Below are 12,823 nucleotides of genomic sequence, written 5' to 3' on the forward strand. Positions count from 1 at the left end.
AGCCAGCGTCGTTCCCGCACCGCGGTTATCCCGTGGCGTGGGGCAACGCTATATGCCGAAGGTGACACAGGCGCGGATCCATTGGGAGAAAGCGAACTATGGCTACCACTCAGCAAACTGGTGACCGCACCAACGTTGGTGACATGATCGATCGCTTGGCATCGCAGGCAATATCCGCCCTTGAAGAATTCGATGCCTTCGATCAAGAAAAGATTAATGCGATTGTGCATGCGATGGCCCTTGCCGGGGTTGATCAGCACATGGTGCTCGCCAAGGCCGCCATTGAAGAAACAGGCCGCGGCCTCTACGAAGATAAGTGCGTCAAGAATCTTTTCGCCACGGAATATATCTGGAATTCCATCAAGTATGACCGCACCGTGGGTATTATCCGTCAGGATAAGCAAAAGGGCATTATCGAAATCGCTGAGCCCGTGGGCGTGATTGCCGGGGTGACGCCGGTAACCAACCCGACGTCCACCACAATGTTCAAGTGCATTATCTCCATCATGACTCGCAATCCGATTATTTTTGCGTTCCACCCCAGTGCGCAAAAGTCCTCGGCGCTGGCCGCACAGGTCATGCTGGACGCCGCGATTGCCGCCGGAGCCCCCGAGCACTGCATCCAGTGGATCGAAACTCCTTCCTTGGAAGCCACGAAGACCCTGCTCAACCACGATTCCATCTCCCTGGCCCTGGCCACCGGAGGAGCGGGCATGGTGGCCTCCGCCTACTCCACCGGCAAGCCGGCCCTGGGCGTGGGCCCGGGTAACGCTCCGGTGTACGTGCACAAGACCGCCAAGATTAAGCGCACCGTTAATGACCTCATCCTCTCGAAGACCTTCGATAACGGCATGATCTGCGCCTCCGAACAGTCTCTCGTGATCGACGCCTCGATCCGCGAGGAGCTCCTGGCCGAATTCGAGCGCATGGGCTGCCACATCGTCACCCCGGAAGAGAAGAAGGCCCTGGCTAAATTCATGGTCAAGGCTGATGGCACGATCAGCGCTGACGTCGTGGGTATGAATGCGGACCGCATCGCCGAAGGTGCGGGCATTGATGTTCCTACCGGAACGAAGATCCTCCTCGTCGAGCTTGAGGACCTCGGCCCCGAAGAACCCTTCTCGCGTGAGAAGCTGTGCCCGGTACTCGGCTACACCACCGTGGAAAGCGATGCCGAAGGTTTCGACGTGGCCGAAAAGCTGCTGCGTTTCGGTGGCTTGGGCCATACCGCGGTTATCCACACGGAAGATAAGGACGTGGCGCGCGAATACGGGCTGCGCATGAAGGCCTGCCGCATTATCGTCAACGCTCCTTCCGCGCTGGGCGGCATCGGCGACGTCTACAACGGACTCATCCCGTCCATGACGCTCGGGTGCGGCTCCTACGGGCGGAATTCCGTTTCGCATAACGTCAGCGCCGTCGACCTCATTAATATCAAGCGAATCGCGGAAAGGCGTAACAATATGCAGTGGTTCAAGGTTCCGCCGAAGACGTACTTCGAGCGGTACTCCACGCAGTACCTGCAGAAGATGCCCGCGATTTCGCGTGTCTTTATCGTCACCGACCCGGGCATGGTTATGAACGGCTACGTGGATGTTATTATCGATCACCTCAAGGCCCGCCGGGACGACGTCGCCTGGAACATTTTCCAGGACGTGGAACCCAACCCCTCCTCGACCACGGTGTTCCGCGGGGCGAAACTCATGGAAGAATTCCAGCCCGATTGCATTATCGCCCTGGGCGGCGGTTCTCCCATGGACGCCGCGAAGGCCATGTGGCTCTTCTACGAACACCCCGAATCCTCGTACTTCGGCATGAAGCAGAAGTTCATGGATATCCGCAAGCGCACCTACCGCTTCCCGAAGCTGGGGCGCAAGGCGCAGTTCGTGGCCATCCCGACCACGTCCGGTACCGGTTCGGAATGTACGCCGTTCGCGGTTATTACCGACGCCGAAACCCACGTCAAGTACCCCTTCGCCGATTACGCGATTACCCCGAACGTGGCGATTGTGGACGCGCAGTACGTGGACTCGGTGCCCGCCCGCACCGCGGCCGATTCGGGTATGGACGCGCTTACGCACGCCATCGAATCCTATGTCTCCACGATGGCCAGCGATTACACCCGCGGCCTGTCCATCCGCGCCGCCCAGCTCATCTTCGCTAACCTGCGCAAGTCCGTGCTGGAAGGCGATATGGAAGCCAAGGAAAAAGTGCACAACGCTTCGGCTATGGCCGGTATGGCCTTCGCCAATGCGTTCCTGGGCATTGTCCACTCGCTGTCGCACAAGGTTGGCGGTGAATTCGATATTGCGCACGGTCGCACCAACGCGATCTTCCTGCCGCATGTTATTCGCTACAACGCCACCAAGCCGTACAAGCACTCCATCTTCCCGGCCTACGAGCACTACCGCGCCGACGAAGACCTCGCGGAATTCGCGAGCTACATGGGCTTCCCGGCTTCGACCACCGAAGAGGGCGTGCAGTCCCTCATCGACGAGGTCACCAAGCTCGCCGAGGATCTCGGTATTGAGATGAGCCTCAAGGCGAACGGGGTGACCTGGGAAGCTCTCGAGCCCAAGCTTGACTGGCTCGCCGACCGCGCCCTGGAGGATCAGTGCACCCCGGCCAACCCGAAGGCCCCGCTCGTCTCCGAGCTGCGCACCCTCATTATCGACGCCTTCGAAGGCGAAGTGGGCTACACCGCCTCGCGCGGTGTGGACGTGCTCGCCGACCTCGGCACCGGTGAAGCGGCACGCCGCAAGGCTGCGAAGACGCGCAAGGGTGAATCCACCCGGCCTTCGGCTTCGCAATCGGCCACAAACGCCCAGGTAGAGATCTACGATCACAAGGCCAAGGCCAGCCTCGAGCACGCCGAAGCTGATCAGGATGATCCCGCCGTTGAAGAACTCGTCGATACTCAGCTCGAGGGCGGTTCTTCCGCGAAGGCTTCCGCGAAGGGCGCCAAGGCGGAGAAGAAGAACGACGGCGCAGCTGAAGGCGCAGCGAACTAAGCCGGCAGAGCCAGCCTGGCAGGTGGCGGGCGCCGGGGACACGCAGTCCGGCGCCCGCCGCGCTAGGCCTCAAGGCTCGCCCGCGGCGAGCTTCCATCGGTAGAGTGGGTAAGGTGAAGAAGAAACTACTGACTGTGGCGGGTGCACTGCTGTGTTCCCTGGCTCTGGCCTCGTGTTCCTCGTCCCCTTCGGATAACCCCAGTTCCGACCCGAGTTCCTCGGGCCCCGGATCCTGCTCGGTGGAATCGAACGCGCCGGGTTGCTAAGCGGCTGCTCGGCAGTCAATCGACTGTCAAGCTGCTGGTGGCCCAGTCCGCGCACGCGGCCGGCAGTGATGCCGGGCGCGTGCGCACGGCGTCGTCGTTCCCCTTTAAGTTCTAGGCAAAGGGCGTGGTAACCCGCGCCGTGACATGAAAGAATAACGATATGACCTACACACTGGTATTGCTCCGCCACGGCGAGAGCGATTGGAACGCAAAGAACCTGTTCACCGGTTGGGTTGATGTGCCGCTCTCGGAGAAGGGGCGTGCCGAAGCCGCTCACGGTGGCAAGCTCCTCAAGGAGAACAACATCCTCCCCGACCTCCTGTTCACCTCGCTGCTCCGGCGCGCGATCACCACGGCGAATATCGCCCTGGATGAATGTGATCGTCACTGGATCCCGGTACAGCGGTCGTGGCACCTGAATGAACGCCACTACGGCGCGTTGCAGGGTAAGAACAAGAAGGAAATCCGCGACGAATACGGCGAAGAACAGTTCATGCAGTGGCGCCGCTCCTACGATGTTCCGCCGCCGGCCATTGAGCTCGGTTCGGAATGGTCGCAGGATCAGGATCCTCGCTATGCCGGTGAACCGATCCCGCGTTCGGAATGCCTCAAGGATGTGCTCGCGCGCGCGCTGCCCTACTGGGAATCCGATATCGTGCCCGCTATCAAGACCGGGAAAACCGTCATGATTGCGGCGCACGGCAATTCGCTGCGCGGTATCGTTAAGTACCTTGATGACATCTCCGATGATGACATTGTGGGCGTGAACATTCCCACCGGCATTCCGCTGGTGTACGAACTTGATGAGGAAACCCTCAAGCCCGTCAAGAAGGGTGGCACCTACCTCGATCCCGAAGCGCAGAAGAAGATCGCGGAAGTTGCCAACCAGGGCAAGTAGTTCGCAAGTAAGTCGCAGTCTCTAGCGCTGAGTTAGAGGACTAAGAGTCAAGCAGGGCTCCGGTCAGACCGGGGCCCTGCTTCTTGTTAAACGCGAGCTCGGCCCACGCCGGCGCACCTCCGAGCTATGAACTCAGTCACGGCTTCGCGGCCGGGACTTGTCCATCCCCGCCCCACCCCCTACCATTGAGCTGGTAATGATAACGGTTATCGTTACCGCTTATGGGCGGCTCGGCCGCTGCCTGGGAAGCGCCCGGTTACATGCCGAGCGCAGCGCCGCCGCCCGGCGGCCTGGATTCACGTATCCGGAGGTGTGTGTCCGAGCATGAGGAAGCTGCTACCCGCCATCGCGTCCATCGTTGCGATGGTCTGCCCTGCCGGTATCCCTTCCGGTGGGGGCCAGGAAGCGCTGGTGGGTAGTGTTTCGGCCGCGGGAGTGAGGACCCGCGCCGAAACGGGCGATCGGAATTCCGATGCGCCACGGGTTGTCGCCTCCACTCCGATACTCGCGGACCTCGCCCAGAATGTTCTGGGCGAGCGGGGTGAGGTGACATCCCTTGTGCCGCCCGGGGCGGACCCGCATTCTTTTGAACCGTCACTGCGGTCTTTGCGGGAACTGGCCCGGGCGGACATCGTTTTCTCCAACCAATTGCTGCTGGAGGACCAAGCGCTGCTCGCCACCATGGATGCTACCAGGCGTCCCGGCGTGAAAAATGTTGGTTTGGGTGAGGCGGCCGTCGCATACGGCGCGCGCCATATCGTGCTTGTGGAGGACGCGTCGTTGAGCACCGTGTGGCTTGGTTTCCGCGCGGGGGCACCGGTTGCGGCCCAGCCGCAGGAGGGGAACGACGCCGCTGCCCCTTCCGCACCCACCACTTCGGCTCCCATTGTTTCGCTGCGCGCAGTCTCGGTCACCGGCCCGGGCACCCTAGCGGCTTTCACCACCGGAACGTTCGGGCAACCCAAGGTTTATATCGATTCTTCGCGCGCGGAACTCGGGCACGTGGATCTTCCCACCCAGGCCCATACCCATATGTCCTGGGCTTTTTCCGCCCCCGGTATTTATGAATTGCGCATGCGCGCCGAGGTCCAGGAAGCGGGCCAGAGCCGCAGCCTCGGGGAGGGGACTGTGGTCTTTGCCGTCGGGGTAGATCCGGCCACCACCGGGCGTAGCCGGGTGATCGACGCCGGTCACGTGGATATCACCATGGCCGATAGCGGTGCCATAACCCTGCGCGGGGAAATCGAATCGGCCCGCACTACCGAGGTTTCCCCGGATAGCGCGGTTATCGCGGTGCCGCATACCGTGGCCACCCATATTCCTGGCGATCCCGCTTGGCGTTTCCTGGGCCGGGCCGGGGATACCAGCTGGGTGTTGGCCCAGGCGGTGCTGGGTGAACACGTGCACGGCGATGTTGATCCGCACCTGTGGCTGGATGCCTCCAATGCCATCGCCTATGTGGAAACTATTGCCGCTGAACTTAGCGCCCTGGATCCGCAGGGCGCTCCTATCTACGCGGCCAATGCGCAAGCTTATATCGCCAGATTGCGGGGCCTGGATGAGTGGCTGCGCGGCGTCGTCGCCTCTATTCCAGCGCGGCAACGCAAGCTCGTGACCGCGCATGACGGCTTCGGCTACTTGGCGCGCGCCTACGGCCTGGACACGGTCGGTTTCGTCACCCCGAATCCGGCGCTGGAACCTTCCGCGCGCCAGCTCGCCAATCTCACCCATACACTCCTGGATCTGCGGGTTCCCGCTGTCTTCGGGGAACCGACCACGGCTTCGCACGCCGGGGAGCTGCGGGCTGTGGCGAGCGCGGCGGGCGTGGCGGTCTGCCAGCTCTATTCTGATTCTTTCGACGGCGCTGCCACCACCTACGAAGCCATGATGATCGCCAATGGTCGCGCCTTGAAAAGCTGCCTCGATCCGGGCGCGCTGCCGGCCTGGTCTCCCGATTATGAGGTTCCGCGGCTGCCCCTGCCTACCACTCCCGATCAGCGATCGGATCCGGGCGCTGCGCCGCAACCTGATCCGCAACCCGCGCCGCCCGTCGCTCAGCTTCCCGCTACCGAACCCACGAAGGACAATTCATGACTAGATTCTCTACCGCGCACCTGAGCGCACGTTCCGGCGCCCTCCGCTCTGTTTGCGCGCGCACTCTCGCCGCGCTACTCCTTGCTGCGCTCAGCTGCGCGCTGGTTCTGGCCGCGCCCGCGCGTGCTTTCGCCCATCCGGATCCGGCCCCTACCGCGCCCGGTTCCAGCACTGCCGTTGACCCGGCCCTCACCCAAACGGTGAGCGGGGACGAGCAGCTGGCCCCGGTGGGCACCCCGGTGGAGATCAGCTCCGGACACGTGGATATGGGCCCGCGCCTGACGGATGCCGGCTGGGATTTCCTGGTGCGTGATGATTCGGGCGCCGTGCCGGTCTGGCGTTCCGTGGACGACGTGGTCTTCCGGGTGGGGGAGGCGGCCCGCATGGAGGTCCCCGCTACCGATGCCTACTCCTTTATTCACGCCTCCGGTCCGGCCTACGTGATCCCGCAGCAGCAGCTCGCCGATGTGGTGTGGCTCGGCTGGAATACCCAGGACCCGGGCGTGGTCAGCCGCGTCAATGGCGATGTGGCCCTCACCTACGGCGGGCACGCGGGGGAAGGCCAATTCACCGCCTTTGTCGATTCGGGCAACTTCTCCGGGCCCACCCTGCTGTGGAATTCCGAAGTCGCCACCTCGCAGCCGGTGCACGTCTCCCTCAATACCCACACCCACGCCAATTGGGTCTTCACCCAGCCCGGCGTGCACCTGGTGCGCCTCACGGTATCCGCCCAGCTCACGGACGGCACCCAGGTGGAGAAAACCGTGACTTTGCGTTTCGCGGTGGGTGCGAATACTTCTGCCGACGACGCCCGCGCGGCCCAGTGGCCGGCCGGCAGCGACGGCGCGGCAGCTAGCGGTTCGGCCGCGGATAATGCGCAGGCCGGGCAATCAGCCGCGGGTCAATCCGGTACGGCGCAAACCGGTGCGAATGGCGCCCGGAACTCGGCCGCCGGCGAGGCGGAAATCCCGCTGCGCTGGGTAGTTATCGGCTGCGCTGGAGCGGTGCTCCTCATTGCCGCTGGCTTTATCGGGGCGCGTGCCTCGCGCCGCCGCCACCAGGAAGCGGCGCTCGCGGCCCGCACCCAGGCCCGCGATGGCGAGGCAGAGGAGGAATCGTGCCAGCGCTAACGGTCCGTGACCTCGCGGTTGTGCTCGGAGGTGTGCGGGTGCTCCGTGATGTCAGCCTCGAGGTGGAAGCCGGCGAGCTCGTTGGCCTCATCGGCCCGAACGGCGCCGGGAAAACCACCCTCATGCGCAGCATCATGGGCCTGCTCACCCCGGCAGCCGGCACTGTTGAGGTGCGCGGGGAGCGGGTCCGGCCCGGCCGCCCGCACCGTGCCATCGGCTACGTGCCGCAGTCCCGCGCCACCCAATGGGGTTACCCCATGAGCGTGGAGGAACTGGTGGCCACCGGGCTGGAACGCCGCGGGCTGCTCGCCCGGGCGCGCCTGGGGCGCAGCGCGTGGGAAAAGGTATATGCCGCGCTCGATAGGGTCGATTTATTCGAGATGCGGCGTCGGCCCATCGGGCAGCTGTCCGGCGGGCAGCAACAGCGCATCCTCATCGCGCGCGCACTCGTGCGCGACCCGGCCATCCTCCTCCTGGACGAGCCCTTCACCGGGCTCGACCACCCCACCCAGGATTCCCTGGCCGATCTTTTCCTCTCGCTACGCGCCGGCGGGGCCGGAATTATTATGTCCACCCACGACCTCACCCAGGCCGTTGATATTTCCACCCGCGTGGCCCTTCTCAACCGCACAATTATCGCGGCCGGCCCGCCCGCGGATATCCTCCGCGCCGACCTGTGGATGGAAACGTTCCAGGTGCGGGCTTCCTCGCCGCTGCTGCGCGTCCTCGGAATGGTGAAAGCATGAGTTTCTTTGATTTCCTGGCCGATCTGTCCAATCCGGTACTCGGCTTCCTCCCGCGTGCCCTCCTCGTTGCCATGCTTTCCGCGGTAGTGTGCGGGGCGGTGGGCGTGCACGTGGTACTGCGCGGCATGTCCTTCCTGGGGGATGCCCTCGCCCACGCGGTTTTCCCCGGCATTGTCATCGCTTTCGCGCTCCAGGGTTCCATTCTGGTGGGCGGAGCGGTCGCGGGCGGCGTCGTCGCCCTTCTTATCGCGCTCGCCTCGCAAAACCGCAACCTGCGCGAAGACTCCATCATCGGTATTTTTATGGCCGCGGCTTTCGCGTTCGGCGTGGCTCTCATCGCGCGCATCCCCGGCTATACCGGGTCCCTCGAATCTTTCCTATTCGGTTCCCTCACCGGCGTGGATAGTTCCGATGTGCTCACTTCCGCCATCGTGGCCGCGGCCGTGCTGCTTTTCCTGGCCGTGCTCCACCCGGCGCTGCTCTCCGTGAGCGTGGACCGCGATTTCGCGCGCGCCACCGGCACCCGGGTGCTGCTCGTAGACGTGTGCCTCTACCTCACCGTGGCGCTCGCGGTGGTGATTTCCGTGCAATCCATCGGCAATATTTTGGTGTTGGCGCTGCTCGTCACCCCGGCCGCCACCGCGCGGCTCCTCACCGACCGGGTGGGCACGATGATGCTCCTCGCTCCAATCCTCGGGTGCGCGAGCGCTTTCGTGGGGGTGTGGCTCTCCTGGGCGGCGGATATTCCTGCGGGTGCAGCCATTGTTTTAGTGACGACGGCGCTTTTCGCCCTCGTGTGGTTGAGTGTTCCGGTGCGCGGGAAACTAGTGCGGGCCCGCACCGCACGCGTAAAAGACCGCGTGTAGTACAGGCCCGAACGACGGCAAGCGCCGATTAGTCTTCCATATCTCCCACGGAGAAACCTTCGGGGAAGTCCCCGCCGAGCATTTCTTCTTCGGTACCCGGGGTGGACTCCACATCCACACGCAAGCCGGTGATGAGGAAGTGCATGCGGCGGGCAACCGTGACCCCGTGATCCCCGTAGCGTTCCAGGAAACGGCCCAGCAATACTACGTCCACGATTTCCTGGTGGCTCATGCCGTTATCCTCATCGAGGACCAGCTGGAAAGACTGGCGGTGCAGGTCGTCAAGAACCTCATCACGTTCGTCAATTTCATCGGCGATAGCAAGATCCTGCTTGCGCACGAGTTCTTCCACCTGGCGACCCACCCGCACGGCCTCGTCGGCCATGCGTACGAGTAGGTCATAGCCGGGGCCGCCCACCACGCGTTCGGGGAAACGCCCGCGCGCAATATAGGCAACGTGGCGGGCCAGGTCGCCCATGCGCTCCAGAGTAATGGCGATGCGCATCGCGGTCACCACGGTCCGCAAATCCGAGGCAACCGGCGCCTGCCGCGCCAGCAGCGAAATCGCCATATCTTCAATCTGACGCTGCAGCTCATCAATATTTGCATCGGCATCAATCACCGATTCCGCCAGGGCCAGATTGGCGTTCCGCAGCGAATCTGCGGCGTGTTCCATCGCCCGAGCGGCGCTGCGAGCCTGCTTGGCAAGCGTTTCCTCGAGCGTCTTCATTTCGTTGCGGAATTCTTGACGCATTAAAGCTCCTCATTTCTGTGCGCCCGCGGGCGCGTTCGTAGCGCACGGCGGCGCACCACAGGTTTTATTTCAGCAGTACGGGGTTAACACTAGCGGCATATTGCGTAAACAGTAGGTAAATAGCGGGCTTTCGGGGCTGCCGAGCGTGCCAGGCCGAGCTGGAACAGGCTAGTCTGGAACCATGGTTGAAGGAATCGCTGTGCTTGCCGCGGTCTGCGGGGGGATCGCCGTGGGCATTATCGCCTCCCTGGCTTTTGCCTATTCGCAGCGCTCGCTGCGCCCATTGCGGGTGACCGCAACGGTAGAGCCGGTGGAGGACGCCGTGAAAGTCCTCGAGGCGATTCCGCAATTCTTCGTGCTTGTATCCGCGCTTGACGTGGTGGAACGTGCCTCCACCCAGGCCTATAGTTTCGGGCTGGTGCGTGATGATCGCCTGGTGCGCCCTGAGTTCATCCAACTGGTGGCACGGGTGCGCGATACCGGTGAAGTGCTCTCCCGCCCGCTCTCCATTAAACGGTCCACGCTCAAAAACCAGAGCGATACCCGTTTGATGGTCTATGCTGCGCCGCTTTCCGGCGGGCGGGTGCTCGTGCTTTTCGAGGACAATACCGAGAAGCTCAAACTGGAAGAAACCCGGCGGGATTTCGTGGCCAATGTATCCCACGAGCTGAAAACCCCGGTGGGGGCGATTTCTTTGCTGGTGGAAACTCTGGACAGCGCGGCGGATGATCCGCAAGCGGTCCGGCATTTCACCGCCCAGCTGGATACCGAAGTGGTGCGCTTGCGCGGCCTGGTGCAGGACATTATCGAGCTTTCACGCCTCCAAGAAGGTAATGCCTTGACCACCACGGAACTTGTGGATGTGGATGCGGTAGTGGCCGAATCGGTTGCCCGGATGGATGTGGAAGCTGCTAATCGCGGGGTGAAAATTGTGAGCGGCGGGCAGCCTGGGCTCACAGTCTATGGAGATAGACGCATGCTCGCCACCGCGATCCGTAATCTTCTGGATAATGCGGTGCGCTATACCCGGCCGCACGGGCGGGTCTCAGTAGCAACATCGCTGGCGGATGGGCAGGTGCTTATTTCCGTCGTCGACCAAGGCGAGGGAATTGACGCGGCGCAACGCGAACGTATTTTTGAGCGATTTTACCGAGGGGATGCCGCCCGGGACCGCAATTCCGGGGGCTCCGGGATTGGCCTTGCGATCGTCAAGCACGTGGTTCAAGACCATGGCGGGCGCATCAAATTATGGAGCAAGGTAGGCCAGGGCTCCACCTTCACCATCTGCCTGCCCGAACCCTATATTCCTGAGGCAGCTCCCAGTCCTGAAACTAATGCGCTTGAGCATTCGGAGAGGAAGTAACGAAACACCATGACCACGATCCTTGTTGTTGATGACGAACCGACGTACCGTGACACCCTCGCATTCAACCTGGGCCGGGACGGTTACGAGGTGGTGACTGCCGCGGATGGCGCCGCGGCCCTCGAACAATTCCAGGTGGCGCGCCCCGATGTGGTGCTTCTTGACCTCATGCTCCCGGGCATGTCCGGCGAGGAAGTGTGCCGCCGGATTCGGGCTACCTCGGATGTGCCCATCATTATGCTCACCGCCAAGGATTCTGAAATCGACAAGGTGGTCGGCTTGGAAGTTGGAGCGGATGACTACGTCACCAAGCCCTATTCCTATCGGGAACTGGTGGCGCGAGTGCGGGCGGTGCTGCGCCGGGCGAGCACCGGGGCCGCAGATGATGTAGACGAAGACGTATTGCGCGTGGGCCGGGTAGAAATGGATACCGATAAGCACGAAGTTTACGTGGGCGGGGAACTTATCAGCATGCCGCTGCGGGAATTCGAGCTGCTTGAACTTTTCTTGCGTAATCCGGACCGGGTGCTCACCCGCCCCCAGATTCTTGACCGTATTTGGGGCCTGGACTATATGGGTGATACTAAGACCCTGGATGTGCACGTCAAGCGAATTCGCTCGAAGATTGAGGTGGATCCTTCCGCTCCCACCGCGCTGGTCACGGTGCGTGGGCTCGGCTACAAGCTGGTCTCGGAGTAGTCGCAGCCGGGGCGTGAGCGCGGGCGGGTGCCCGCGTGCCGGTGAGCGTGAGGCTGCCGCCTGCAAACATACAGCCCGCGTGCCTGCGAACTTGTGGCCCACACCGCAGCCCTTTGTGGCTTGCAGCGCAAAAAAGATCAGAGACTACACCGTCAATGGTAAAATGTCTATCGGATATGCGCATATTGCGCGAACGCGCAGCGGAGAAAGGGTTCTGATTCAATGCCGTTCAAGGTCGGAGAAACCGTTATTTACCCGCATCACGGGGCAGCGGAAATTACTGATATTTCGGACAAGATTATCAGGGGTGAAAAGCGCACCTACCTCACGCTTAACGTCATGCAGGGCGATATGGTCATTCAGGTTCCGGCCGAATCCATCGAGGAAGTTGGGGTCCGTGATGTCTCCAACGAAGATCAGCTTGAAGTGGTGTTTAGGGTTCTGCGCGAACAGGATGTGGAAGAACCTTCTAATTGGAGCCGGCGTTTCAAGGCGAATACCGAAAAGCTCACCTCGGGGGATGTCAATAAGGTAGCCGAAGTGGTGCGTGACCTCACGCGCCGGGATACTGATCGCCACCTCTCGGCGGGGGAGAAGCGGATGCTCCAGCGCGCCCGCCAGATCCTCTGCTCGGAAATTGCCCTCGCCCGCGAATTGAGTGAAGAAGAAGCCGGTGAACTCCTCGATGAGATCCTGGCCGAAGGTAACGAGGGTCGGGAAAGTAGCTCGGAAGAAGGTGCTGCGGCGTCCGCCTAGTCCTCCTGAGGTGCGTGGTGTCTTTGTTTCACGGCGCACGCTCGTTTTGAGGCACTCGTAAATGAAGCGGTCCGGGAATTCTCCCGGGCCGCTTCACGCATTAAAGCTCGACGGCGCTGCCAGCTGGCTCGGGGTACCTCGGGGATAGAAAATGGGGTTAATAGACAAAAGGGGCTGCGGACTGTTTATTGGACATTATTGCTTAAAACCGCTTGACGCTGTTCCATAATTGTTAAACCA

Annotated in this window: 11 protein-coding genes; 10 read left to right on the top strand and 1 reads right to left on the bottom strand. The window is 62.3% G+C overall.

Features of this window, described 5'->3' with window-relative positions:
- Nucleotides 1–98: 98 nt before the first annotated feature.
- The 7 genes from adhE (at nucleotide 99) to ACRQEG_RS06835 (ending at nucleotide 9,011) form a co-directional block, all read left to right on the top strand.
- A complete protein-coding gene (adhE, locus tag ACRQEG_RS06805; protein WP_016443344.1) occupies nucleotides 99–3,011 on the top strand; it encodes a bifunctional acetaldehyde-CoA/alcohol dehydrogenase in 2,913 nt (970 codons plus the stop codon).
- A 113-nt stretch (nucleotides 3,012–3,124) separates the two neighbouring features.
- Nucleotides 3,125–3,277 carry a hypothetical protein gene (locus tag ACRQEG_RS06810; RefSeq protein WP_154653577.1) on the top strand — a complete coding sequence of 51 codons (153 nt, stop codon included), beginning with the start codon at nucleotides 3,125–3,127 and terminating at the stop codon, nucleotides 3,275–3,277.
- A 160-nt stretch (nucleotides 3,278–3,437) separates the two neighbouring features.
- On the top strand, nucleotides 3,438–4,175 hold the full coding sequence (locus tag ACRQEG_RS06815) for a phosphoglyceromutase (protein ID WP_016443345.1): 738 nt from the start codon (nucleotides 3,438–3,440) through the stop codon (nucleotides 4,173–4,175).
- A gap of 324 nt (nucleotides 4,176–4,499) precedes the next feature.
- Nucleotides 4,500–6,269 carry an anchored repeat ABC transporter, substrate-binding protein gene (locus ACRQEG_RS06820; protein ID WP_320758090.1) on the top strand — a complete coding sequence of 590 codons (1,770 nt, stop codon included), beginning with the start codon at nucleotides 4,500–4,502 and terminating at the stop codon, nucleotides 6,267–6,269.
- Nucleotides 6,266–7,399 carry a choice-of-anchor M domain-containing protein gene (locus tag ACRQEG_RS06825; protein ID WP_320758091.1) on the top strand — a complete coding sequence of 378 codons (1,134 nt, stop codon included), beginning with the start codon at nucleotides 6,266–6,268 and terminating at the stop codon, nucleotides 7,397–7,399. Before ACRQEG_RS06820 ends, ACRQEG_RS06825 begins: the two co-directional genes overlap by 4 nt.
- Entirely contained in the window at nucleotides 7,387–8,145 is a 759-nt protein-coding gene (locus ACRQEG_RS06830) for an anchored repeat-type ABC transporter ATP-binding subunit (RefSeq protein WP_320758092.1), read from the top strand. Before ACRQEG_RS06825 ends, ACRQEG_RS06830 begins: the two co-directional genes overlap by 13 nt.
- Nucleotides 8,142–9,011 (top strand): anchored repeat-type ABC transporter permease subunit, encoded by an 870-nt coding sequence (locus ACRQEG_RS06835; RefSeq protein ID WP_320758093.1) that lies wholly within the window; start codon nucleotides 8,142–8,144, stop codon nucleotides 9,009–9,011. The genes ACRQEG_RS06830 and ACRQEG_RS06835 overlap by 4 nt, the downstream gene beginning before the upstream one ends.
- A 28-nt stretch (nucleotides 9,012–9,039) precedes the next feature.
- Here the strand turns inward: ACRQEG_RS06835 and phoU are convergent, their stop codons facing one another.
- A complete protein-coding gene (gene phoU / locus ACRQEG_RS06840; protein WP_320758094.1) occupies nucleotides 9,040–9,765 on the bottom strand; it encodes a phosphate signaling complex protein PhoU in 726 nt (241 codons plus the stop codon).
- A 181-nt stretch (nucleotides 9,766–9,946) separates the two neighbouring features.
- Between phoU and ACRQEG_RS06845 the strand changes: the two genes are divergently transcribed.
- From ACRQEG_RS06845 to ACRQEG_RS06855, 3 genes are all read left to right on the top strand, one after another.
- A complete protein-coding gene (locus ACRQEG_RS06845; RefSeq protein WP_320758095.1) occupies nucleotides 9,947–11,128 on the top strand; it encodes a sensor histidine kinase in 1,182 nt (393 codons plus the stop codon).
- 9 nt (nucleotides 11,129–11,137) lie between these two features.
- The gene (locus ACRQEG_RS06850) at nucleotides 11,138–11,827 is read left to right on the top strand and encodes a response regulator transcription factor (RefSeq protein ID WP_320758096.1); all 690 of its coding nucleotides are present in this window, start codon (nucleotides 11,138–11,140) and stop codon (nucleotides 11,825–11,827) included.
- Between the two features lie 222 nt (nucleotides 11,828–12,049).
- A complete protein-coding gene (locus tag ACRQEG_RS06855; RefSeq protein WP_016443353.1) occupies nucleotides 12,050–12,583 on the top strand; it encodes a CarD family transcriptional regulator in 534 nt (177 codons plus the stop codon).
- Nucleotides 12,584–12,823 lie beyond the last annotated feature (240 nt).

Origin of the sequence: Actinotignum stranguriae (assembly GCF_051265215.1) — a bacterium.
Classification (GTDB): domain Bacteria; phylum Actinomycetota; class Actinomycetes; order Actinomycetales; family Actinomycetaceae; genus Actinotignum; species Actinotignum schaalii_C.

Excerpts from the sequence above, each read along its gene's own strand:
- adhE (WP_016443344.1), top strand. The coding sequence starts at position 99 with ATGGCTACCACTCAGCAAACTGGTGACCGCACCAACGTTGGTGACATG.
- ACRQEG_RS06815 (WP_016443345.1), top strand. The coding sequence starts at position 3,438 with ATGACCTACACACTGGTATTGCTCCGCCACGGCGAGAGCGATTGGAAC.
- ACRQEG_RS06820 (WP_320758090.1), top strand. The coding sequence starts at position 4,500 with ATGAGGAAGCTGCTACCCGCCATCGCGTCCATCGTTGCGATGGTCTGC.
- ACRQEG_RS06825 (WP_320758091.1), top strand. The coding sequence starts at position 6,266 with ATGACTAGATTCTCTACCGCGCACCTGAGCGCACGTTCCGGCGCCCTC.
- ACRQEG_RS06835 (WP_320758093.1), top strand. The coding sequence starts at position 8,142 with ATGAGTTTCTTTGATTTCCTGGCCGATCTGTCCAATCCGGTACTCGGC.
- phoU (WP_320758094.1), bottom strand. The coding sequence starts at position 9,765 with ATGCGTCAAGAATTCCGCAACGAAATGAAGACGCTCGAGGAAACGCTT.
- ACRQEG_RS06845 (WP_320758095.1), top strand. The coding sequence starts at position 9,947 with ATGGTTGAAGGAATCGCTGTGCTTGCCGCGGTCTGCGGGGGGATCGCC.
- ACRQEG_RS06850 (WP_320758096.1), top strand. The coding sequence starts at position 11,138 with ATGACCACGATCCTTGTTGTTGATGACGAACCGACGTACCGTGACACC.
- ACRQEG_RS06855 (WP_016443353.1), top strand. The coding sequence starts at position 12,050 with ATGCCGTTCAAGGTCGGAGAAACCGTTATTTACCCGCATCACGGGGCA.